General features: G+C 43.3%; 18 protein-coding genes. 8 read left to right on the plus strand and 10 right to left on the minus strand.

Annotation, left to right across the window (positions count from 1 at the left end; all coding sequences use genetic code 11):
• Positions 1 to 10: 10 nt before the first annotated feature.
• Positions 11 to 808 carry an ABC transporter permease gene (locus tag MHH56_RS26275; RefSeq protein ID WP_339204593.1) on the minus strand — a complete coding sequence of 266 codons (798 nt, stop codon included), beginning with the start codon at positions 806 to 808 and terminating at the stop codon, positions 11 to 13.
• A 444-nt stretch (positions 809 to 1,252) separates the two neighbouring features.
• Between MHH56_RS26275 and MHH56_RS26280 the strand changes: the two genes are divergently transcribed.
• The 3 genes from MHH56_RS26280 (at position 1,253) to MHH56_RS26290 (ending at position 5,187) form a co-directional block, all read left to right on the plus strand.
• Positions 1,253 to 3,514, plus strand: coding sequence for an O-antigen ligase family protein (locus MHH56_RS26280; protein ID WP_339204594.1), 2,262 nt, complete (start codon positions 1,253 to 1,255; stop codon positions 3,512 to 3,514).
• Positions 3,515 to 3,721: 207 nt separating this feature from the next.
• Complete coding sequence (locus MHH56_RS26285) at positions 3,722 to 4,735, plus strand: peptidoglycan DD-metalloendopeptidase family protein (protein ID WP_339204595.1); 1,014 nt, start codon at positions 3,722 to 3,724, stop codon at positions 4,733 to 4,735.
• Between the two features lie 5 nt (positions 4,736 to 4,740).
• Positions 4,741 to 5,187 (plus strand): polymer-forming cytoskeletal protein, encoded by a 447-nt coding sequence (locus tag MHH56_RS26290; protein ID WP_339204596.1) that lies wholly within the window; start codon positions 4,741 to 4,743, stop codon positions 5,185 to 5,187.
• An 83-nt stretch (positions 5,188 to 5,270) separates the two neighbouring features.
• Here the strand turns inward: MHH56_RS26290 and MHH56_RS26295 are convergent, their stop codons facing one another.
• The 5 genes from MHH56_RS26295 to gltB form a co-directional block, all read right to left on the minus strand.
• Complete coding sequence (locus MHH56_RS26295; RefSeq protein WP_339204597.1) at positions 5,271 to 6,065, minus strand: DUF2705 family protein; 795 nt, start codon at positions 6,063 to 6,065, stop codon at positions 5,271 to 5,273.
• Complete coding sequence (locus tag MHH56_RS26300; protein WP_339204598.1) at positions 6,058 to 6,978, minus strand: ABC transporter ATP-binding protein; 921 nt, start codon at positions 6,976 to 6,978, stop codon at positions 6,058 to 6,060. The genes MHH56_RS26295 and MHH56_RS26300 overlap by 8 nt, the downstream gene beginning before the upstream one ends.
• Before the next feature lie 519 nt (positions 6,979 to 7,497).
• Entirely contained in the window at positions 7,498 to 8,880 is a 1,383-nt protein-coding gene (locus MHH56_RS26305; RefSeq protein WP_339204599.1) for a sugar phosphate nucleotidyltransferase, read from the minus strand.
• Positions 8,881 to 8,930: 50 nt separating this feature from the next.
• Positions 8,931 to 9,371, minus strand: coding sequence for a PilZ domain-containing protein (locus tag MHH56_RS26310; protein ID WP_076268921.1), 441 nt, complete (start codon positions 9,369 to 9,371; stop codon positions 8,931 to 8,933).
• A gap of 385 nt (positions 9,372 to 9,756) precedes the next feature.
• Positions 9,757 to 14,361, minus strand: a complete 4,605-nt coding sequence (gene gltB, locus MHH56_RS26315) for a glutamate synthase large subunit (RefSeq protein ID WP_076268922.1) — start codon at positions 14,359 to 14,361, stop codon at positions 9,757 to 9,759.
• Between the two features lie 419 nt (positions 14,362 to 14,780).
• Between gltB and MHH56_RS26320 the strand changes: the two genes are divergently transcribed.
• Positions 14,781 to 16,127, plus strand: coding sequence for a stalk domain-containing protein (locus MHH56_RS26320; RefSeq protein WP_339204600.1), 1,347 nt, complete (start codon positions 14,781 to 14,783; stop codon positions 16,125 to 16,127).
• A 7-nt stretch (positions 16,128 to 16,134) separates the two neighbouring features.
• Here the strand turns inward: MHH56_RS26320 and kapB are convergent, their stop codons facing one another.
• Complete coding sequence (gene kapB / locus MHH56_RS26325) at positions 16,135 to 16,530, minus strand: sporulation phosphorelay system protein KapB (RefSeq protein WP_339204601.1); 396 nt, start codon at positions 16,528 to 16,530, stop codon at positions 16,135 to 16,137.
• 204 nt (positions 16,531 to 16,734) lie between these two features.
• Between kapB and MHH56_RS26330 the strand changes: the two genes are divergently transcribed.
• The 3 genes from MHH56_RS26330 to MHH56_RS26340 all read left to right on the plus strand — a co-directional run bounded on the left by MHH56_RS26330 (position 16,735) and on the right by MHH56_RS26340 (position 20,396).
• Entirely contained in the window at positions 16,735 to 17,850 is a 1,116-nt protein-coding gene (locus MHH56_RS26330) for a glycosyltransferase (protein ID WP_076268925.1), read from the plus strand.
• 83 nt (positions 17,851 to 17,933) lie between these two features.
• A complete protein-coding gene (locus tag MHH56_RS26335; protein WP_339204602.1) occupies positions 17,934 to 19,349 on the plus strand; it encodes an NAD-dependent malic enzyme in 1,416 nt (471 codons plus the stop codon).
• A 402-nt stretch (positions 19,350 to 19,751) separates the two neighbouring features.
• On the plus strand, positions 19,752 to 20,396 hold the full coding sequence (locus tag MHH56_RS26340; RefSeq protein WP_076268927.1) for a VTT domain-containing protein: 645 nt from the start codon (positions 19,752 to 19,754) through the stop codon (positions 20,394 to 20,396).
• 61 nt (positions 20,397 to 20,457) lie between these two features.
• On the opposite strand, the gene MHH56_RS26345 is transcribed toward MHH56_RS26340, so the two are convergent.
• The 3 genes from MHH56_RS26345 to MHH56_RS26355 all read right to left on the minus strand — a co-directional run bounded on the left by MHH56_RS26345 (position 20,458) and on the right by MHH56_RS26355 (position 23,882).
• Entirely contained in the window at positions 20,458 to 21,486 is a 1,029-nt protein-coding gene (locus MHH56_RS26345; protein ID WP_339204603.1) for an SH3 domain-containing C40 family peptidase, read from the minus strand.
• Between the two features lie 337 nt (positions 21,487 to 21,823).
• Complete coding sequence (locus MHH56_RS26350; protein ID WP_339209737.1) at positions 21,824 to 22,729, minus strand: cation diffusion facilitator family transporter; 906 nt, start codon at positions 22,727 to 22,729, stop codon at positions 21,824 to 21,826.
• Between the two features lie 154 nt (positions 22,730 to 22,883).
• Complete coding sequence (locus MHH56_RS26355; protein ID WP_339204604.1) at positions 22,884 to 23,882, minus strand: iron-siderophore ABC transporter substrate-binding protein; 999 nt, start codon at positions 23,880 to 23,882, stop codon at positions 22,884 to 22,886.
• Positions 23,883 to 24,079: 197 nt separating this feature from the next.
• Here MHH56_RS26355 and MHH56_RS26360 point away from each other — a divergent pair, with 197 nt between their 5' ends.
• Complete coding sequence (locus MHH56_RS26360) at positions 24,080 to 25,087, plus strand: iron ABC transporter permease (RefSeq protein WP_339204605.1); 1,008 nt, start codon at positions 24,080 to 24,082, stop codon at positions 25,085 to 25,087.
• Position 25,088 lies beyond the last annotated feature (1 nt).

The following is a 25,088-nucleotide window of genomic DNA, read 5'->3' on the forward strand; positions in this document are numbered from 1 at the left end:
ATTAGCTCCTTTAAAGTACGTCTGAAAAATGTGGGGTTAATTTTTTAAATAACCTTGCACCGACCAGCAATAATATTATTGTAATCAACCAGTAATAAGGAGTAATTTTATAATGCTCCCAAAACCATACTTTATTAATAAAGGAATCGCGATATCCTTGAACAATATAAAAAATAGGATTTAATTTAAATATCAGATCGTATTTTGAAGGAACCATTGAATATGACCAGAATATTGGTGTTAACCAAAATCCAAATTGTAATATAATCGCAATCACTTGACCAACATCTTTTAAAAAAACATTTAATGCTGAGGATAGCCAGGTTAGACCGATAACTAGTAGAAATAGGGCACCGGTGTAATAGACTACTTGTAAAAGATATAAATCCACTCCAACACCATAAAAAATAAACACTAACAAAGTAATACTTAAAAAAACGATATGTATAAAAAATGCAGATACCACTTTAACAACTGGAAGCAAATGTACTTTAAACACAATTTTTTTGACTAAGAAACTATTCTGCTCTATTGCAGATGTAGCAGACGAAACACTCTCCGAAAAGAAAAACCATGGAACTATACCAGCTAATAACCATAATATAAAAGGAAATTCACCTATTGGGAAAGATCTAAAACCTATCTGAAAAACAAACCAGTAAGTTATAATTAATAATAAAGGATGAGCGAAAGCCCAAAAGGCTCCAAGAGTTGAACCCAGATAACGTGAAGAAATGTCTTTTTTTGATAATTCGAATACAGTTCTTCTGTCTTTGTAAATATCTTTAAAGTACCTTAAAAAAGTCATATTATATCCCCTTTTTAAAAACTCATTTGAATTATTCTCAACATGATAAAAATAGTTAATGAATTAATTTATTGTTTTATATTATTAATAAAATATTTTCACATGTTTATAAGGAATTTCTTATATTTATAAAAATCTTCTTTTCACACTTCTAAAATAATCATCGTTTAAACTAAATGTACTATTCAAAAAAAACTCCGAATCCACCCCTGCTATCTTACCAAAATTCCTCCCACATTAACACCTTATTCTACCTTTACACCGAATAAATTGTAGAATTTTTCCGATTTCCTCTCTATTTCGACAAAACCTCATATTCTACAAATTTGTAAACTACATACAAATCACATCTCCTAATATAGTAATCTACTCCCCCATTTGTTAAAATACAAATAAAGCTAATTGTTTCATATCTACATAACGATGGATGAGGAGTACATACGAATGAGTGCACGAAACAAATCAAAAAGGAATACGAACACTTTAAATGCTGATTTTGCGCTTTTGAGGTGGATTGGGGCTATTGGAATCGCTCTATTTCTAGTCATCTTCCCCTATGAGAGAGCATTGTTTAACGGTTACGAATTAAGCTTTGAAGGCCCAATTTATGTAGCACTCATCTTCGCTTACGTGATGCTTGCCTTTACTGCATTTTATGTGTATCGCAACTCACAGATGAACAGTTATCGTGGAATTTTGTCGATTGCCGTCATGCTGCTTCCATTCATTTATTGGTTGTCATCATTACAGGCGGTTTCAACCTATTATGCGAAGTTTATGACTCTCGTATTTTTCCTACTTGCTGCTTTATTCATAGGCGCTCTGTATTTTGCAGAAAATAAGCTAACCCGCAAAACAATTGAATACGCGGTTATGCTCTCTTCTTATTTAATCGTTCTATTTGGTTTACTCAACCTTTTTGGTCAACTCTATTATAAGGATGCGCTATGGCTTGCACATGATGGCTACCGCCTTTCGTCGGTATTCCAATACTCAAACTCATACGCCGGCTTCCTAGTCGCTTTATTTCTAGTTAGTTTGTATTATGCAGTTCACTGCGTGCGTCCATCTGCAAGAATCATTCATGCTGCCATGCTTGTACCGATTTGGATTTCATTCATGCTCACTTATTCACGCGGTGCAATTGTTATTATTCCAGTTATGCTGCTTATTGTGCTGCCTTTCTTACGCTTAACGAAGCAAATTACATACATCGTGTTTATGGGCGTATCTGTAGTGGTTTCCATGGCTGTCCTTGGAAAACTAACAACGATTGCTGATAAAATAGCTACACTAGTTCAACCTACTGAAACGAAAGCGCCAAGTACAATTTCCTTGTTCAGCTCACTGCCTATGCAGGGCTGGGGATTACTTCTGCTCGGCCTGCTCATTGTTACTGGCCTTATTATGCTTTATCATGCCAAAGCTGCTGATTTCCTAGAAACGAAGCTTGCCAAGCTTTCTTCGTACAAATGGTCTTTTGCGGCTGTGCCTGTCATTACAATCGTACTTACTGCTGTAGCAGCGGTCAGCCTTCTTGGCAGCAGCGCTATTCGCGGCTTGCTTCCTGACAAAATTGCTGCACGCTTTGAAAATATTAACCTCCAACAGCACAGCGTTTTGGAACGTTTAACCTTTTACAAAGACGGTCTTCGTGTAGCTGAGGATTACCCGCTGCTTGGAGGCGGTGGCGGCGCTTGGCAAGCCATGTTTGAGCAATATCAGAATAACCCTTATTGGAGCAGACAAGCACATAGCTTCTTTGTACAAGTTCTTGTGGAGAGCGGTTGGCTTGGTCTACTAGCAGTCGTCGGACTGCTCGCGTTTGTATATTTTTTATACATCCGATCCTTTATTCGTTATCCCGAGCTTAGAGGCAGCCATTTTGTCTTTTTCATTTTTTCTTTGGCGCTGCTAGTCCACAGTGTGATCGATTTTGATATGAGCTATATTTATATTATCTCTCTCGTCTTTATTTCTCTCGGTTGTATGCTTGCTCCATATAGCCACAAGCTAATAATCGAACGTATGAATGGCAAGCTTAATAAATCTTGGCCAAAAATCGCATATCCAGCGGTTATGGCGTTATTGTCTATATTCCTTCTTGTCATTGCCATCCGAGAAACAAACGCAACTAGTAACTATAATAAAGCTATCGATTTGGCAGTTGGGCAGCAAACTTCTTTAGAACAACTTCTGCCTATACTTGATCGTGCCATTAAGTCTTCACCAACACAGCCTTATTATAAGCTAACGAAAGCTGACTGGCTGGAGCAGGCTTATAAGCAAACGAACACCGCTACATTCCTTGACCAAGCTCTTAGTACGGTTAAGGAAGGCAGAAAATATGATCCTTATAATCGAAGCCTTCTAATGTCGGAATATCGTTTTCTGCAAGAAAAAGGACTTTTTGAAGAGTCGCTCGCAACGATTAATGAAGGTGTCAAAAAATTCCCTTGGGATATCAATCTATATGAAGCTGCGATAACCTCATACGCTAAAGCAAATCAAACTGCACTTACAGAAAAGGATGAAGCTAAAGCAAAACAATATGCTCAGCAGGTTGTCGATCTCTCTAACGAAGTTAAAAGAAGAATCGGTCAGCTAGCTTCACTTCCAGCCGAGCAGCAGCAAGGACGTACATTTGCAATGACACCAGGTATTGAGGAAGCAGTAGCCCAAATCGAGCTTGCTTCGGCACAATAAAGTGTTGTAATGATCTCGTATTACAAAGACTGCCCGCTTGCACAATTCATGTGCGACGGGCAGTCTTTCTCGTTTCATACAAGTTTCACGCAAGTTTCTTGTATGTTTCACGCAAGTTTTATGGCATGTTTTACTTCGTTTAAGAATAAATAGCAATAGAACGTTCTGATCGTTTATAGCCAATCTTAAATAGAAAGGAGAAGTCTATTGAAACGAGTCAAGAAGCCAAAATGGTCTTTTGTCGTGCTGCGCGGCGCTGACAAAACCGTTAAACAGTTTCACGTTTCAAAGCGATCGGTCTTTGCCGCTCCAACGGCGGTAGTAATAGCGGTTACGGGCTGTATTGCGGGGCTCCAAATAAAGTCGGCCTATGAAATGAACCAATTGGAAGAACAGATGTCACAACAAGACGAACTATTTGCCCAAACCGTTTCCGATAAAAACGAAGCTATTGTCTCGCTGCAGCAAGAAATAATCGGATTGTCAGAGCAAGCAAATGAAATGAAAGAGAAAATCGATGATCTGCAGCAGCTCGAACTAAAGCTGAAGCAATTTATCGCAAACTATGGCAGTAAACTTGAAACCTCTACCTATGTGACGCCAATAGACAAAAGTGAGACAACTGTAAAAATTCTTTCCGATACTTCCTCAACAGGAAATCGGAGCTTTAACGATTCGAAGCAAAGCAAACAGTTTGTTTTGCTCGCACAGGAAACAGGACTTCATCTCGCCGATTTGCAGCGGATGGTCGAGACGATGGAGGATTCATTAACGTTGACGCTGCAGCTCGCACAAGCGACGCGAGTCTCCGTTGATGCTTATCCTTCCGGCTGGCCGACACGCTCCAAAATGCTGACCTCTGGATTTGGTTATCGAAGAGATCCTTTTACCGGACGAACGGCTTTCCACGCTGGACTAGACATCACTGGCAAGCTAGGAGATCCCATATTTAGCGCAGCAGACGGCACTGTATCGGACACTGGCTTCAATAACTCACTGGGCAAGTATATTATCATTGATCATCTCGGAGGCCTGCAAAGCGCTTATATGCACTTAAAGGAAATCGAAGCGAAAGAAGGCGACACCGTCGTTCGAGGCGAAAAGATCGGTTTGCTCGGATCGAGCGGCAGAAGCACTGGCCCGCATTTGCATTTTCAAATTATGCAGAAAAACGAGCCTGTTAACCCTTTACCATTTTTGTCATTAATAAAGGAGGATTAATGTTTATGTTCAAGGACCATAAGCGGCTGGCAGCCACTGATACATTAATTGGCCAAGGCACGATAAGCGAGGGCCGGCTAATTTGTGAAGCAAGTCTTCGCATTGAAGGGGAGCACCGAGGCGATATCGAATGCAAAGCTGACGTCATCATTGGAGAATGTGGTCTTGCTCGCTCGAATATTACGGCGCGTGATATTACCATTGCAGGAAAGGTTTTCGGAGATATCGTCACCAAGGGGAGGCTGATCATTACTTCCTCCGGCACGTTAACGGGGGCAATTACAACCCAAACACTGATCATTCAAGATGGCGGCAAGCTGAATGGTAACTGCTACATGGAGCAAGCAGCTGACAGCAAAAATCGTGTGCCAGTAGAATCCGATCCACCACACATCACCGGTAAAGAAACAGTAATTAAAGAATCCAAAGAGAAATCTCGACAAGCAGGATAATACAGCAAAAAAGCCGTTCTACACGTGCATGTCTTCCGAAGAAGCAGCATGTATAGAAACGGCTTTTTTAATTCATCTAAAGTCTAAGCTGCAACATCGCGTTTCTTAAAGGTATACCATGTAATGGCGATGAAAAGAGCATAATAAACACCGAGCACCACAAGCGAAAAGCCTAAGGTCATGCCCTCTCTCATCGGATTTCCATCCAAGTATTGCGTTAGATTCAAATGAATAAACAATAGATAATCGATCCAATTGTAATCGAGCATCGCAATTAAACCAATAAAGCTGTTCACGCCTAGAAGAAGAAACAATGCCATACCAATTGCTAAACCGCTGCTGCGGAATACAGTAGAGAGCATGAACGCAAGCGTTACGTTAACAACAAGCGAAATTAACGTTAAGCCATAATACTTAAGCATATACGAAAATGGATTTGTTCCTTCATCTCCAACGAAGGTTGGCTTTATATCCGGCGACGCATTAATGCCGAAGCAAATCCAGTTCACGAATATCGTCGTAGCAAACAGTACAATAGCAAGCAAAAGAGCGAATATCATGATCGAAATATATTTAGACAACAATATTTTCGAGCGTGACCAAGGTCTGATAAGCAGAAGCTTGATGGTGCCACTCGTAAATTCCTCAGCAACGCCGCCAGCAGCGATTACTACGGTAAAGATCGTAACGAGCAGAAACAAAATGGAGGATTCCATAAAAGCAACATCCCACATCGAGGCATCTCTTCCACCAAATATTACCCATAAAATAGAAATAGCCAGTACTAACAAAATCAATATGCCGGTCATCACCCATGTGCGAGGACGACGGTAAATTTTCATGTTCTCATTTTGAATAAGCGGCAAAAAATTACCCAATTCGTTCCCCTCCTGTCACTTCTAAAAATTGGTCTTCAAGTGTCTTAACCTGTACGCGAATGCCATAAACCTTGATTCCAGCATGAACGAGAGAAGCATTAATGGCAGCTGTGTTTTCCTTATCCGTTTCAACTGCTATGGCATCTTTGCCTTCAAGCACCGCAGTAAAGCCAGATGTGAACAGCACATCCATCGCTGCCTGCTGACTGTCCACTTCAATAATAACACGGTTATGTACTTTAGCTGCATGCTCGCCCTTAATGGTTCGCACGTCTATGAGCTTGCCATTTTGAATGATCGCGACACGATCACACATAAGCTCCATTTCAGATAATAAGTGGCTCGATACAAATACAGCAATACCTTCTTCTTTGGAAAGCATGCGCAAATAGTCACGTAGCTCTCTTATCCCTGCCGGATCCAAGCCATTTGTAGGTTCATCCAAAATAAGCAGCTGAGGTTTATGCAAAATAGCCTGTGCTACGCCAAGCCGCTGCCGCATGCCGAGCGAATAGGTTTTCACCTTATCCCGAATTCGCCCTTCAAGACCAACGAGCTTAACAACCTCATGAACACGATGCTCTGTAATGCCTGGAATCATTCGTGCATAATGAATTAAATTATCATAGCCGCTCAAGTATTTGTACATTTCAGGATTCTCAACAATCGCTCCAACATGGCGAATTGCCTTTTCGTATTCCTTCGTAATGCTATGTCCTCCAATAGTGATTTCACCATCTGTGAGCGACATTAAGCCAACCATCATTCGAATCGTAGTGGTTTTACCCGAGCCGTTGGGACCAAGGAAACCAAATACTTCCCCAAGTGGGATATCAAGCGTTAAGCGATCAATAATCGTTCTGCCGCCGATTTTTTTGGTTACATTTTTTAATTTAACAATAGGCTGATCCATATTTGTGCTCCTCCTTCAAAAATCCAAATCCTATTCATTATAAACGATTAAGGAAACAATTGGTAGTTTACAAAAAAATACACCTCCACTCTACAGTTAAACTGTAGGGCAGAGGCTCTCATTATCATTTGTGCGATAGGGCTGTATAACATGTTCGGCAACTTTCGCATCTGCACGAAGGAACATTTTATAGTCATAGTTACTGGTCTTACCCGGCGATCCTACTATAGCATCCAGCCTATCCTGCTCCACGCTGCATGTTAAGCAATAACCCATTGGATGTACCACTCGGAAAAATCCTGTTCGAAACAAAATATCTGCTTCAGGACTTAAAAGCATCTCCCCGCAACTAACACAATAAAAACGGTCCTTTGAACATATCATTCGATAGATCGCTCCCTCTCTCTTTCGTAATGATTGTATCAACCTCAACATTAAAAACGGCATTAAGCGTTAAATGGCAGAAGTTCTATCATAACGTCGATTTGCAATCCATCCCAAACATGCTTTAACAGCATATTATACACTATTTAATTGACTAGTGATTTCATCCCATGTCGTTCCAAGCCTTATAATGTCATCCTCATTAATCTGTTTGCCTGTTTGAACCTCAATTAGCTCAACGTCTGTAATTGCCCGTAGGCTGTGCCTCGTTCTCTCTGGAATCGATACGGTATCGCCTGGCTCAACGTGACGGTACAGATCATCCAGAATTAGCACTCCCTCTCCTGAGATAATGGTCCACGCTTCTCTTCGCTTAAAATGCATTTGATAGCTTATATTTTGGCCAGCTGCAACAAAAACCCGCTTTGTAACACAATGAGTTCCTGATGACAAGACAACGGAATCAACAATTTTGGAATGCCCCCACCTGCGCTCCTCATACTTTGGACGCTCATTCATGAGCTTAAGCTTCGCATCGAGCTCATTACTTGCATTTTTGCTAGTAACCAAAATGCCGTCGGGACTTGCCGCAACAATCACATTCGTAAGCCCAATAATGGAGATAGGAATGTCCAGTTCATTGATGAGCTGGGATTGCTCGCTGTCATCCGATATTTCGCCCATGCCTAGTCGTTCAAAGGCCAGCTCCTCGGATAATGTTTTCCATGTGCCAAGATCTTTCCACTCACCGTCGTAGCAAATAACTGAACGAGAGGTTTCTTTTTGCGATACTTCAATTTCGAAACTTGATTTAGGAATTTTCGTATACTGTTTATATAGTTCATCATAATGGATAGGCAGCCTGCGATTCATGAGCAAAGTAATCATATAATCAAGCTTGAAAGCGTAAATACCGCTATTCCATAACGCTCCGCCTTTTATTAATTGATTAGCTTCAGCCTCATACGGTTTCTCTTTGAATGAATGTACTCTACGTTCATAGCTGTCATCCTCATTACTGTGCCGATTGGCTTCTGGAACGATATATCCATATTGCTCTGACGGATAACTTGGCTTAGTCCCAACCATAAGCAGCTCAGATTTGCTTTCTCTGATCAGCTTTGGAAGTCCTCTTATACATGAGAAAAAATCACAGCTTACATAAGCATCAACTGGTATGACAATGACCGTTTCATTTAAAGATACGCCCGCGATTGAATACAAATAAGCAGCGGATAACGCTATCGCAGGAAACGTGTCACGCTGCTCAGGCTCAATGATAAGCGGTGCTTTTACACCAACCTGTCTTTGTAAAATCTCCACCTGCTCACGGCAAGTTGAAATGCGAGTATGCTCCTGCAAATCCGACTCTTCCAGCTGGCGCCATATGCGCTGCAGCATTGATTCCATGCCGCCGTTTGGGCTCTCCAATACAGTTAAATATTGTTTTGCTCGACTACTATTCGACAAAGGCCATAATCTCTTTCCAGATCCGCCTGATAACAAAATAATTTTCAAAGCATGTCCCCCTTCTAAGTTGTTATTGAATTCTACTTCCTATCAGATCGTTAACTACTGTAATACAGCCGTTTTGTATTCAATAATCTGCTGTATAAATAATGAATTTTTTTCTGCTGTGGCTGACTTTCTAATATTTCTTGGTTCATGACACCAATAATAAGAGAGCGAAGTGTATTCGAGCATTCAAATAACACGCCATGAGCGAATTGATTATCTTGTTTCAAATTCCAAACGATCCGACCGCGAATCATAATCTGTACATTCGAAATCGTCATTCGAAATTCAACAAGATAATTGGATTGAATCGGTAATTGCAAGCCGGATAAGAAGCATAAACCATTTTGGCTTAAATTAAGTAGAAGTACTGTAGTCGTAGATGGTGTCAACAATTGTCCATCTTTACTAATTAGCCGCAGCTCTGCCTTAACGCCTTCTGTGAAGCGTAGCCTAATGTGGTTGCGCGAGGCATCATTTGAATTCATCGCCATGCTTAATTCCTCCATCATACCTAATAGCAATAACAATCCTTGTTACAGCTCAAATACTGGACTACATTTCTATTCATGCCTATTTATCTAGCAAGAAATCTATTTCAAGTACAGTGACGGCTGCGTCCCAAGCTCCCTCTCCGCTATCCATCTCTACTTTATCTCTTAACCTCTGACCAACTACATATAAATTACTAATAATGATAGATATATTAACATCATTATACCCGAGTCCGCGGATGGAATATGTCGGTTAATGGGCGCGGCTTTCTTCTAATTTGGTGGCATTTTGTCGAAAAACAAAAGGGACTGTCGTCTGAAGTAATGAAGCTACTTCAGGGACAGTCCCTTTACTCGTATATACGATTTATAAAATAAGTCTGAATTACTTGCCGCCTGCGCGTGCAAGCTCTTTCTTGTTCGCTTCGAACGCTGCAAGAAGTGCTGCTTCGCCCACTAAGCCTGTATCTTCAACCTTGCGGATCTGTTCAAGCATACGCTTGTAGTCCTTAGGAATGACTTTAACGAATTTCGAAAGCGATGCTTCCCAATCATTCAATAGACGGGTACCAATCGCACTCTCTGTATACTTAACATGTGATTCAATCAAACCACGAAGTTCAGCAACATCTACAGAGTCTTCTAGGCGCTCCAGCAATACCATCTCCAGATTGCAATGATTGTAGAAATCGCCTTTCTCATCGTAGATATACGCGACTCCGCCAGACATACCTGCCGCAAAGTTACGACCTGTGAGGCCAAGAATAACGACGCGTCCGCCTGTCATATACTCACAACCGTGATCGCCGACACCTTCTACAACTACATTTGCGCCGCTGTTCCGAACAGCGAAACGTTCGCCAGCTGCACCGCGGATATACGCTTGACCGCTAGTAGCACCATACAGCGCTGTGTTACCGATAATAACATTGTCCTCAGCCACAAAAGTTGCCTTTGGTGACGGTGCTACAATGATTTTACCGCCGGATAGCCCTTTTCCTACATAGTCATTCGAATCGCCTTCGATTGACAACGTGATTCCTTTAGGCACGAATGCACCAAAGCTTTGGCCAGCCGTTCCGACAAAATGGTAAGAAATCGTATCTTCCGGCAAACCTGCTGCACCGTATTTACGCGTAACTTCGCTGCCAAGAATCGTACCAACAACACGGTTCGTGTTCAAAATAGGGAATGTGCCGCGTACGCGCTCGCCATTCTCAATCGCAGCCTTTGCAAGTGGAACGAGCTGCTGCATATCAAGCGACAACTCAAGACCATGGTTTTGCTCTTGAACATTGTAGCGAACTGCATCCTGTGGTAGATCAGCTTCGTACAGCAAGCCAGAGAGATCAATACCTTTTGCTTTGTAATGCTCAAGCAGCTGCTTCGTTTCCAAAATATCGACACGTCCAACCATTTCTTGAATGGTACGGAAACCGAGCTCTGCCATAATCTCACGCAGCTCTTCAGCAATGAAGCGCAGGTAGTTAACAACATGGCTAGGATCGCCCATAAATTTTTTGCGAAGCTCAGGATTTTGTGTTGCTACGCCTACTGGGCAAGTATCCAATTGGCATACACGCATCATGATGCAGCCTAGCACGATAAGCGGAGCCGTCGAGAAGCCATATTCTTCTGCTCCAAGCAATACAGCAATCGCAACGTCACGGCCATTCATCATTTTGCCATCTGTCTCAAGAACGACACGGTCACGCAATTTGTTTAGCATTAGCGTTTGATGTGTTTCTGCAAGACCAAGCTCCCACGGCAAACCTGCGTGACGAATTGAGCCCATTGGAGAAGCTCCAGTTCCGCCATCATAACCGCTGACCATAATAACATCTGCGCGGCCCTTCGCAACGCCAGTCGCAATCGTACCAACGCCAACACCAGATACCAGCTTTACATTGATTCTTGCGCGTGGATTAGCATTTTTCAAGTCATGTACAAGCTCTGCCAAATCCTCAATAGAATAAATATCGTGATGCGGCGGCGGCGAGATCAGTCCTACGCCAGGCGTGGAACCACGAACCTCGGCTACCCAAGGATATACTTTAAGGCCAGGCAGTTGACCGCCTTCACCAGGCTTAGCGCCTTGAGCCATTTTAATTTGAATCTCATCTGCATTAACCAAGTAGTTGCTCGTTACGCCAAAACGTCCCGATGCTACTTGTTTAATCGCGCTGCGTCTGGAGTCGCCATTCGCATCTGGTATAAAGCGTGCTGGATCTTCTCCACCTTCGCCCGTATTCGATTTGCCGCCTAGGCGGTTCATCGCAATAGCCAGACTCTCATGGGCTTCTTTACTGATTGAACCAAATGACATCGCACCTGTTTTGAAGCGTTTTACGATGGATTCAAGCGATTCAACTTCCTCAAGCGGAACGGCTTGACGGCCTTCCTTAAACTTGAGCAAAGAACGAAGCGTAAGATGTTTTTTGTCCTCGCCCTGTACAAGCGCAGAGAACTTTTTGTATAGCTTGTAGTCATTCGCACGAGAAGCCATTTGCAGCGTATGAATTGTTTGCGGTGTAAACAAATGGTCTTCGCCATCTTTACGCCACTGGTAATCACCGCCAGAGTCAAGCTCTTTCTCTCCGCCTTCTTGCTCAGCGAAAGCGCGGTTATGGTGTTTCAACGTCTCTTCGGCAATAACATCTAAACCGATGCCGCCGATACGGGACGGTGTCCATGTGAAGTACTCGTTAATCACATCTTCTTTCAAGCCGAGCGCTTCAAAAATTTGAGCGCCACGGTAGGATTGAATAGTCGAGATACCCATTTTGGACAATATTTTAATAACGCCTTTAGTGGCTGCTTTAATATAATTTTTCACTGCTTTATCATGCGATACGCCGCGAAGCAAACCTTGCTTAATCATGTCGTCAAGCGATTCAAATGCAAGATAAGGGTTAACTGCGCTTACGCCGTAACCAAGCAGCAATGCATAGTGATGCACTTCACGTGGTTCGCCGGATTCCAGCAAAATAGCAACCTTTGTCCGTGTACCTTGGCGAATAAGATGATGATGCAGTGCCGCTACTGCCAGCAAAGCTGGAATTGCAGCATTTTCCTTGTCGACGCCACGATCGGATAGAATAAGCAAATTATGTCCCTTCGCAATAACACGATCAGCCGCTTCACACATTTGTGTAAGCGCAGCGCGCAAGCCCGTCTCACCTTCATTTGCAGGGAAGAAGATCGGGAGTGTAATGGAACGGAAGCCAGGACGGCGCACATGGCGCAGCTTGGCGAATTGCTCATTAGACAAAATAGGCGTATCCAATTTGATGTGTCGGCAGCTCTCTGGCTCCGGATTAAGCAGATTGCGTTCTGGGCCAATCGTAGTACCTGTCGCAGTAATAATCTCCTCACGAATCGCATCAATAGGCGGATTCGTAACTTGTGCAAACAACTGCTTGAAGTAATTGTACAAACGCTGCGGACGCTCTGACAACACCGCCAGCGGTGCATCATAACCCATTGAAGCGATAGGCTCCATGCCGCTGCCAGCCATCGGCTCAAGCACTTTGCGAATGTCCTCAAATGTGTATCCGAACGCTTGCTGTCTCATTTGAACAGTAGCATGGTTTGGTTCTGGCAGCTCAGGAGCTTCCGGCAAATCTTCCAAATCAACAAGATGCTCATTCAGCCATTCGCGATATGGATGCTCGGTCTCGATTTCCGCTTTCACTTCTTCATCAGAAATGATGCGGCCTTGCTCTGTATCTACAAGCAGCATGCGTCCTGGACGCAAGCGGTCTTTGTACAATATATCCTCTGGCGGAATCTCCACGGTTCCAGCCTCGGAGCCGAGAATAATATGATCGTCCTTCGTTACGTAATAACGAGCTGGACGAAGACCATTGCGGTCAAGCACCGCACCGATTTTTACGCCGTCAGTAAAACCAAGCGCAGCTGGGCCATCCCATGGCTCCATCAATGTGCTGTGGTATTCATAAAATGCTTTGCGCTCGTCGCTCATGCTCTCATGATTGGACCAAGGCTCTGGCACCATCATCATTGCGGCATGTGCCATTGAACGACCGGACAAGAATAGGAACTCCAGCGTGTTGTCGAACATTGCTGTATCCGATCCATCTGGGTTAATAACAGGTTTGATTTTCTCGATATCATCACCGAACAATTCAGAGGCAAACAAGGTTTGACGGGCATGCATCCAGTTCACATTGCCGCGAAGGGTATTAATTTCTCCGTTATGAATCATATAATGGAAAGGATGAGCGCGTTCCCAGCTTGGGAATGTATTCGTACTAAAACGGGAATGTACAAGCGCCATTGCCGAAACAACGGATTCATCGTTCAGCTCGGTATAGAACGAACGCACCTGCTCTGTCGTAAGCATTCCTTTATATACGATTTTTCTGGAGGATAGGCTAGAGAAGTAAAACATATTGCCGCCTTCTTTGCCGGCATAACGAATCGCAAGCTCAGCGCGCTTACGAATAACATATAATTTGCGTTCAAATGCCATATTGTCCTTCAGGCTGTCGTTCATGCCGATAAACAATTGACGAACATAAGGCTTAACAGCTAATGCGGATTCACCCAGTTTCTTATCATCCGTTGGAACCGTACGCCAACCGATAACCGATTGGTTCTCCTCTTGAACGATCGTTTCCACTTCACGCTCAATTGCACGGCGAGCTTCTTCATCCTGCGGCATAAAAATCATACCTACGGCATAGTGTCCTTCGGCGGGAAGTACAATTTCTTGCTTCTTTAATTCAGCCGCAAAAAATGTATGAGGAATTTGAAGTAAAATACCTGCTCCATCTCCCGTATTCGGTTCGCTGCCTTGACCACCGCGATGCTCCATATTCTCGAGCAGCATCAGCGCTTGGCGAATGACCTTGTGTGACTTGATTCCCTTGATGTTGGCCACAAAGCCCATGCCGCATGCGTCTTTCTCAAACTGCGGATCATAGAGCCCCTGCTTCGGCGGCAATCCCAAAATATGTTCTTTCATTGTGAGCAACCTTTCTATGAGAAGATTTTTGGGTAAGCGTGAACGTGTTGAAATTAAGCACCGATGAATACGCATTACGCTTCATTTTTGGCTTGTTTTATCATAGAATGGTAGTCAGCGAGGCACACCGGCCTGCTCCTTGACATTCCTAAGCTAAACGGAAACGTCTCTTATAGAGCGTTAACGTTTAATTGACCACACCCGGCCTTTACCGCGTCATAGCGATTATCTTGTTATTTTATCATTAGGCCAAAGCGGAATCAATTTAATATTTTCATAATAGTTTGCACTATTTTACTACAAATTCAATTATCGAAGATGGTTTTGGAAGGCGTTAGCTTCGATTATCTGCGGAGTATCATCATAGCATACCCTACAGTTTTTATTTCCTTTTATTTTAACAGAGGAGTGTGTACTTATTGTATAGCAAGTTTAGGAAAGCGGCGTTTCGCGCTGCATCGTCAGTATTGATCGCTATCGTGCTTGCAACCGGTATCTCTCCACTAAGTATAAGCACTGCCGGGAATAACGCTCCTGCTGCTCATGCTGCCTCTGTAGTTGACAAAAAGAAAGATGATCACACTTACCGCATCGTCGCGGTTGGTGATTCATTAACTGCCGGCTACGAATATGGCTTTACCGAACAATCCATTCCATATGGCTTCGTAGAGCATGTATACGAACAAGCTCTATTCCATGGACTTCGTGCAGAGTACATCAATTATGGGGTGCTAGGGCTCCAAACATCAGGATTAAAGCGATGGATTGAAGCCGTTGTGAGCGGAGTCAGCGTAAAAAGCTCTGATATTCAGAGTGGACTGCCCGATCCACGCGCAGAGCGAATATTTGCTGAAACATCGCTGCTCCGCTCTGCCTTAAGTGAAGCTGATCTAACCGTAATGACAATAGGCGGCAACGACTTGTATGCTGTTCTCGACAAGCTAAATAAGGGTGCCGATCGTGCCGAGACGACTGCTGTGCTGGACAAGGCTTTGGACAATTACGAGACGGAGCTTGAGCCTGCTCTAAGATTGCTGCTTTCTCAGCAGCCAAATGCCCAAATCATTATTGCAGATCAATATCTGCCAATACCTCCTCCATTAAAGGTAGGATCACTCATCTTTCCTCTTTACCCTGAGGCTGACCGGTTGTTTCTGAAGGATAGCATCAAGCAGCTGCGGGAACGCTTAAATCAGATAATCGAACGGCTTGTAAAAGAAGGATTTAATGTTAAAATCGCAAATGTCTCATCTTCCTTCATAGATAATGAGCTAAGCTATACTTCAATTGCAAAAGGGGACATACATCCTAGCAGGGCGGGTTATGCTGCAATGGGGAAATCCTTTTCGAAGGCCATTTGGGGAGATTATCGTACCATTAAGTCAAGAGCAAAGGATAGTGAGGCTGCTCTTGCTATTGTCGTTAATGGAAAAGAAATGATTAGCGCAAATAAACCAATGGTTGTTCAAAATCGCACTTTCGTACCGCTTCGGAGCATTGCAGATGCATTAGGCGCTGCCACCAAATGGAATGCCGCTGCTCAGACGGCAACTATAAAAGTTGCCGATCGAGCGGTGGATATAACGGTAGGACAATCCTCTTTCCGTGAAAACGGTACAGTTAAAGCACTGAATGCACCGCCTGCTTTTATCCATACCGTTGGCAAAGCAAGCACGTTATATGTTCCGCTTGCCGCATTATCAGAAGGATTGCAATTCCAAGTGATTTATCGCGATACTCTAAAAACCGTCTTGATTAATAAATAATATAAAGCTATTTATATTCCTTTAAGAGCTGCTGCATTTGCTCCAAGCTTTTGGCCGCCCAGCGCTGCAGTCGATCCATTGAAGCAATTTCGGCTTCTGCGGCAGCTCTTAAAGAATCGTTATACTCTGGAATAATGCCTGTATGCCGCTTTACGTCACGCAGCAAAACATTTGTTTTTTCTGTAAAGCTTAGTGCACGACGCTCATGAAACATAGGCACGTCTGGATTATAAGGATTATGCAGGTCTCCTTGCTCAGGATGCTTTAACACAGCTAAAACCTTGACGAGAGCACGAGGCCCGTTAATTTCAACAAGCTCACCTAGATAATGACCGGAGCGGATTTCAGCTCTAACGTTATCCCCTATTTTCAAACTATCGTCAACCTGGTTATTTCGTTCCATATCGAACCATCCTCACTTTATTATGTTATATTTGCTTGTAAAATATATGTAAATATAGTTGACTACTTAGTTACATATAATAATAATGTGTACATCTTCATTCTAGGATAATTTATCCACCACATTATTCGCAACCCTAGCGGATAAAACTTGTGTTAGTCGCACTTGCATCGTAATATGGAATTAGAAAAGTAGGTGGAATGAATGCGTAAGAAAAGAGTGCTTCTGCTCTCTGAAGGCTTTGGCTCTGGTCATACCCAAGCTGCCTATGCGCTCGCTGTCGGACTCAAGCAATTAAGTCCGGGGATTCAGACCCGCGTCATCGAGTTAGGAAATTTCCTTAATCCGGTGCTTGGTCCGTGGATTATATCTGCATATCGCAAAACGGTAAGCAAACAACCAAAGATGGTCGGTCTTATGTACCGCAGCAACTATAAGAAGTCGCTTAACCGCTTTACACAGCTTGCGCTTCATCGTGTGTTTTATACCCAAACGTCACAGGTCATATCCCAGCTGAAGCCAGAACTAATCGTATGCACCCATCCTGTACCGAATGCTGTCGTTGCTCGGCTCAAACGTCTAGGACTAGACATACGGTTATATACGCTTATTACAGACTATGATGCACATGGGTCATGGGTAAACCAAGAAGTCAATAAATACCTCGTTTCAAGCGAGCTTGTGAAAGAGCGGCTCATGGAAAAAGGGGTTACAACAGACCGAATTGAAGTAACAGGAATCCCTGTTCACCCCAACTTCTGGCATACATACGAGAAAGAAGAGATTAGAGAGCAATTTGATTTAAAAAACATGCCGACCGTACTTATAATGGGCGGCGGTTGGGGAATTTTATACGAGGACAATGCCCTTGAATATATGACCAAATGGCGGGAAAGCACACAACTCATTTACTGCGTTGGCTCAAACGAGAAGATGAAGGAAAAAATGCTTGCCGATCCCCTTTTTCAGCATCCTAACATTCGTATACTTGGCTTCACTCGCGAGGTGAACAAGCTGATGGATGTCTCCGATCTTCTAATTACGAAGCCTGGCGGCATGACCTGCACAGAAGGAATGAGCAAAGGAATTCCAATGCTGTTTTATGAGCCGATTCCTGGACAAGAAGAAGAGAACTGCGAATATTTTATCAATAACGGATTTGGAGAAATGCTCGATTCGAACGATACTGTCGATAAGTGGTTCAAGCTTATCCATGAGCCCTACGCTTCAGGCCAGTTTAGAGACAGCCTGCTTACCAAACGCAATCAACAATACGACCCCACGAGTTGTCCGAACGCCGTCCTGCGACTGATGCAGTGACGGTTTTCTTTTTAAAATAAGAATGAAGCATAAATTGTATGCCCTTATCCAAATAGTATAACTGATGAAGGGAGCTGTTTATAATGAGTTCGAAGATGACAGACGGAAAAACGATTATTTTGAGGTTGGAAATTGATACGAATCTTGCGCAGTTTGGCCGAGCAGCTACAGCAATCGAACAAGCCAAAGGCGATATTATCGCCATAGACGTCATACATACAGACAAAAACAAAAGCTTGCGCGATTTAACTGTGAAAATATCGGAGCATGGCGCAGCAGAACGGCTTACGACAGCGCTGAAATCATTAGAAGGCATTCGGCTCGTTCATATATCCGACCGTACCTTCCTGCTTCATCTTGGAGGTAAAATTTCAATTCAGCCGAAAACGCCGATCCAAAACCGCGATGACTTGTCCCGTGTCTATACACCGGATGTGGCTAGAGTATGCCAAGCAATCGCCGAAGAACCGTCCAAAGCTTATACGCTCACCATAAAAAGAAATATGGTTGCCGTCGTTTCCGACGGAAGCGCGGTGCTTGGCCTCGGCAATATCGGTCCGTATGCAGCTATGCCTGTCATGGAAGGCAAAGCGATGCTGTTCAAGCAATTTGCCGATGTCGATGCGTTCCCGATCTGCCTCGACACGCAGGATACCGAAACCATCATTGCAACGATCAAAAACATTGCGCCTGCCTTTGGCGGCATTAATTTAGAGGATATTTCCTCCCCTCGCTGCTTTGAAATTGAACAAAGGTTAAAGCAGGAGCTTGATATTCCTGTCTTTCATGATGATCAGCATGGTACTGCGGTCGTATTATACGCAGGGCTGCTAAATGCGCTGAAGCTGACAAATCGAAGCCTCCAAGAGGCTCGCATCGTTATTTGTGGAATCGGGGCAGCAGGAACCGCTTGTACAAAAATGCTGATCGCCGGAGGAGCAAAACATATTATCGGTGTGGACCGGGCTGGGATATTGTCCGCTGACTGTGTTTATGACAACCCTATGTGGCAGTGGTATGCTAATCATACTAATGAAGAGCGAATCACAGGCGGTTTAGCTGAGGCGCTAAGCGGCGCTGATGTTTTTATAGGCGTTTCGGCCGGCGGCATATTGACGCGAGAGCATATTACAACGATGGCAAAAGATCCAATCGTTTTCGCAATGGCGAATCCAGAGCCCGAAATACGCCCTGAACTAGCTGAGGATATCGTCGCTGTTTTTGCTACGGGGAGATCGGATTATCCTAATCAGATTAACAATGTTCTCTGCTTTCCGGGAATTTTCCGTGGAGCGCTCGATAGCCGCGCTGCTACAATTAATGAAGAAATGAAGCTTGCGGCAGCAGAAGCTATTGCCTCCGTTATAAGCGATGAAGAGCTGAGCCCAATGTATATAGTTCCTAGCGTCTTCAACACGAGAGTCGTTGAGGAAGTACGGCGACGCGTCATACAGGCTGCACAGCAAAGCGGTGTCTCTCGCCGTCAAATTCGGGAGTAGCTGCTGCCGCTCTATATTTTGTAGTAATTTCCGCTCGTTTACGGCCCCCGTAACGAGCTTTTTTTTATTTCTAGCAACGTTAATTTTTCTAAATCATCAATAATCATAAGAATTGAAAATGCTTGGGGGGAATATTCTGAAAAAGACGTTGAAACCTGTAAGCAGGTTATCACGTATTCGTTCTTAAGCACTTGGTCTAGAGGAACTAGAGAAGCGGAAATGAAACACATGACAAGTATCATCTTCTTAAGCGAAAAAATTATGCTATAATTAAAATATCAAGCGCTAAAGCGCTTTTTCAACAAGCTGCAGCATATGTTAGCATAAGTGGAATTTACACACGGTATATTTCGTAAAAGCAGGCTTTATGTGCAGGTTAGTTGATGGAAAGGGAGCCTGGTAATGTTTCAAGCCGTAGTCGATTTTTTAAAGGATTTCGGTCCACTCGGATTGTTTATTCATTCGTTTCTAGACGCAGTTATATTTCCCATTCCTGCTTTTTTTCTTCAAGTTTCATTAAGCATACTTAATCCATCTACAGCATTATGGCTGGCCACTGTGGGCTATATCGCCTGCCTCCTAGGTACACCTGTCGGGTATTATTTGGGAAAGATTATGGGCAAATCCGTTCTATATAAATTTCTAAAAAAAGAATGGATCGATGCCGCTACGGATAAGTTTCAGAAAAATGGCGAAGCAGCCATTCTTATCGGCTCTTTCACACCTATTCCATTCAAAGTATTTACAATATTGTCTGGTTGCTTAAATTTCCCTCTTTGGAGATTAATCGGTTACGCAGCAATTGGCCGGGGCTTAAAGTTCTATATTGTTGGATCATTATTTTATTTCTACGGACGCGCTGCGGAAAGCATGGTTAAGGATGTTTCCTTGTATATTTTTTTAGGAGCCGTGCCTATTCTCATTGTTTATCTTTTACTTCGCAAGAGACGTAACAAGAAGAAAGCGCTCGAGGACAAAGAAGCTGAAGCAGTCCAGAACGAACAAATTAAACATAACGATAATGCAAAAATTCAAATAGATTCATAAGCAATTTCATACAGATGTAAAAAAGCCAGTTAGGATTAAATCCTAACTGGCTTTTTTGAGGTTACAACGCGCTTCCACCGAACAGAATACGATACTCCCAATGTGTACCTTCAATACTGCTGACGGTAACGCCGCCCCCCTCTTTCGAATACGTATGCAATACTTTGCCGTCTCCCAAATAAATCCCGTCATGAGTAATCGTAGCTTTAGATTTATCAATTCCATTATAGGCTGATGCCTTCGTTCCTTTATAGGACATAAAGAATACGATATCACCGCGTTTCAACTGCTTCCAGTTGGTCGTAATCGAACCTTTATCCTTTACGTACTGACCTTGCTGACGAGAGTCAGCCGGGAGCTTCAGAGAGACGCCATCAAGAAAGGCTTGTCTCACGAAATCGGAGCAATCAAAAGTTGTCGTCGTGTTGCGATCAGAACTGTATTCATAAGGGGTGCCTAAATACTTCATCCCTGCAGCTATGATTTTCTCAACCTGCTTATCTTTTGATACATCAGGATTCGTAACTGTTCCGCCGCCATTGCCGCCCGTGTTCCCCCCCGTATTCCCACCAGGAATAGTCCCAGTTACTTTCAAGTAGGAAGAATCTGTGCTTACATAGCCGCGAACACCGCTGCCATCCTTCACTTCATACCAATAGCTGTTTGTCTTTTCTACGATAGTTACCTGCTCACCTTTCTTCAAATATCGAATGCGTTCACCCGATGTCGATGCCGCCTTTCGGAAAGAAACAGAAGATAGAGCGACTGCATTGCCGTCTTGTGCAGGAACCGAGGTTTGAAGCTCAATATACTGTGATGAGGTTGATATGTAACCTTGCTTACCCGAAGAATCTGCTACTTTATACCAATATGAATTAACCTTCTCCATCACCGTAATTTGTTCGCCTTTCTTTAAACTGCGAATAATGGATGCTGATGTCGAAGGTGATGTGCGCATATTTACGCTCGATTGTACCTCTGCTGCTTGTGTTGTCTGAGCCGCCAGCGCTGCTGGAACTGAAAGTGAACTAAACAATAATGCTGCCGTTAACGTTGCTGTTGCCATCCTTTTTTTCATGCTGTGTTGCAATCCTTACGCCTCCTTGGTGTGTAAACAGTTTAAGTTTCACGGTTCTGCTTCATTGTAAATTCGATTAGATTAGACAAGTATCGACCAAAAAGCCTATTTAACCCCTCTTTGTAATAGGTTTTAAGAACCATAAAATCGTCGTATGCACACAAAAAAAAGACATCCCAATTAAGAGAATGCCTTAGTACCTAAATTAACTTGAAATTTACTCCATCACTGCAACTAAATTGTATGATTTTCATGTAAAGAGTAGGTCTTTTGGCAGAATCATCCTTTCATGCCATTTGAACCATGAATTATGGTTTTGAACTCATTTGGCAACAATTACCGATTGGATTTAATGATTTTCTGGCTTGTTTGCCCCTGTATTCTCGATTAGCTCATCGGGCTCAACGTGAACATGTATGCTCATTATGTTATGCTTCCTGCTCATTCGACGCTCGATTTCGTCACTTATTTGATGGCTTTCGATCAATGTAAGCTCGGGATCAACCTGAACGATTACATCGACAAGTACATGACTGCCATGTACTCTAGCTTTAATATCCTTAATCGATTTAACGCCTTTCGTTTTGGCAATTGTTGAACTTAGAGAGGACAGCTCATTCTCATCAAAGCCGTCCGTAAGCGCATGCGTGGAGCTATAAAAGATTTCCCAAGCCGTTTTACATATGATAATACCTACAGCTATTGCCGCTACAGGATCAAGCCATGGCAAGCCAAATTGTGATCCTATAATACCGATAGCTGCCCCTATGCTCACAAGAGCATCTGACAAGTTATCCTTAGCCGCCGCTAATAAAGCTTGATTGTTAATTCGGAGGGCCAGCCTTCGATTATATATATAAACCCCGCCCATACATGCCGCAGCAAATAAAGCAATCCATGCTGTCATTAGATTAGGTATATGATGATTAGCAGCAAACAAGGATTTTACCGCACTGATCAATACTTGGATGCCCACCGTCGCCATAATGAACGAAGCGATAAGTGCTGCAATGGTCTCCGCTCGAAAATGTCCGTATGGATGATCCTTATCCGGCGGCTTCTGTGAAATTCGCAATCCAATCAGTACGGCTACTGACGCAACAATATCCGTAAGGTTGTTATAGCCGTCTGCAACGAGTGCTCCAGATACGAACCAGTAGCCTGCTCCGAGTTTGATGGCGGATAATCCCAAATAGGCGCCTATACTGACCCAAGCACCCTTCTCGCCCTGTTTAATCTCATCATACTGATTCAGCTTAAATACCCCCCAAGCAATAAAATATGTATTTTAAAACCATCCAACTAACCTATCGGTATCATTTTCGAACGATCATATCCTAATTAACTTACCCGTTATTATAAGAAAAAAACAGCCGGTATAAGAACCGACTGCTTTAAAAAGCGACTATTTAGTTAATTTCATAAATCTTATAAATTTCATCAAGCATTAGATTAGCTGCAATGACGCCGCCGGCTGTATTCCAGATCGCATCGCTCACTCTAATCGCTTTATTATTTTTTACAACTTGAAGGCTTTGCCACAATGGATCCTTCAACATCTCTTCTTCCATCTTCGTTCCTTTGCCATCACCTGTTTCATAAGTGAAGTAGAACAACATGTCAGCATCTACTTCCGGCAAACGTTCTTTCGTAATTTCCTCAACGAATGTATCTTTATATTTTTGATTGTCTGGACGTGTAATTCCAAGCTTCGAGAATGCAATCCCTGTAAAAGTATCCTCTAAGTAAATGCGCGTTTTTCCCGCCATAAACCGAACGACTGACACCTTCTGGTTGAGCTTGTCGCCAGCTTTACTTTTAAAGTCTGCTGCACGGTTGTCATAGTCGGCAATGATTTTTTCGCCATCAGCTTTCTTGCCGATCGCATCAGCATATAGCATGAAATTAGACTGCCAAGCACCACGAAGCGTTTCAGAAAACACAGTAGGTGCAATAGCCTTAAGCTGATCATAAACTTTCTCTTGGCGCAATTTATTACCAATAATAAGATCAGGTTTTAGGCTTGCAATCAGCTCGATGTTAGGCTGACTCTCTTCACCTACAACGGTAACACCTTCCATATCCGCTTTGATGTGGTCATACCATGGGTCGCCTGTCCAAGATTTCACCGCGCCTACCGGTTTAATGCCAAGTGCCAGCAACGCTTCTGTTCCTTCGTTAGATAATACGACGATACGAGTTGGATTACCTTCTATTTTGGTCTCGCCCATAGCATGCGTAATTACTCTCATGTCTTCTTTCTTCGACGCGTTCGTTCCTTCTGTCGCCGATGAATTGCCTTCGTTATTTTTTGAACCGGATTGTCCGCATCCCGAAACAATTACGGCTAGTGCAAGCAATAGGGCGGATGCTGTCCAAGTAAATTTCTTCTTTAATGCATAAGACATTTTTTTCTCCCCTTCATGTTGAAAATCATTCTCAGTTTTATTACAAACGAAACTATACCAGCCATCTAAAACAAAGTCAATAACTGTTGATAATGATTTTCAACTTCATTGACACTATGTACATGATCCCCTAAAATGTTTTAGTAGTCCTAAATCATGAATACCCTTCACAATTGACATCAAGGAAAGAGGAAATTATGAGTACATTATTACATACACGAGCCCAGAAAATAATAGGGCTGATAACCGGCTTGCTCCTCTTTGCTGCTGGTATCGTTTGCAGCATCGCTTTTGGAGTAACGAATATTAGCTGGCGCACGATTTTAGCTTCATTTACCGCATTTGATGGCTCTCAGGAGCAGCTCATCATTCAAACGGCTAGAGTGCCGCGCGCGTTTATCGCAGCCGCAGTCGGAGCGAGTCTAGCTGTAGCTGGCTCACTCATGCAGGGAATTACCCGCAATCAGCTTGCTTCTCCGAGCATATTTGGCGTGAATTCAGGAGCCGCTTTCTTCATCGTCATCGGCTCTGCCTTTTTCGGAGCTAGCGGCATGACGACTTTTGCAACGCTAGCGTTTGTAGGAGCAGCCTTTACAGTGACTCTCGTTTACTCGCTTGGCTCGATCGGCAACGATGGTTTGACACCGCTGAAGGTTACGCTTGCCGGCGCTGCTATGACTGCTTTCTTCTCTTCGCTCACGCTGGGAGTATTGCTTACAAGCGGCCAAACATTTGATCAGGTGCTTTATTGGTTTGTCGGATCCGTCTCAGGACGCGACATGAACATCTTTACAGCCGCTGCTCCATATATGGGTATTGCCCTGATAGCGGCCATCGTGCTTGCAAGACATATGAACGTGCTGGCGCTTGGAGAAGACGTCGCTGTAGGATTAGGCCAAAAAACCGTCTATATTAAATTAGCAGCTGGAATTATTATCGTTCTGCTCGCAGGCGGCTCGGTCTCTATGGCTGGTCCTATTGCTTTCGTTGGCATTATTATTCCTCATCTAATGCGTTATTTAGTTGGCATTGACTACCGCTGGGTTATTCCATACTGCGCGGTGTTTGGCGGCATATTGCTGCTTGCTGCTGATATCGGATCAAGATATATTTCATTTCCGAAGGAAGTGCCCGTCGGCATTATGACTGCAATTATTGGTGTTCCTTTCTTCGTGTTTATCGCTAGAAGAGGAGGCCAATCCTAAT

The sequence above is a fragment of the Paenibacillus sp. FSL K6-3182 genome (assembly GCF_037976325.1).
Taxonomy (GTDB): domain Bacteria; phylum Bacillota; class Bacilli; order Paenibacillales; family Paenibacillaceae; genus Pristimantibacillus.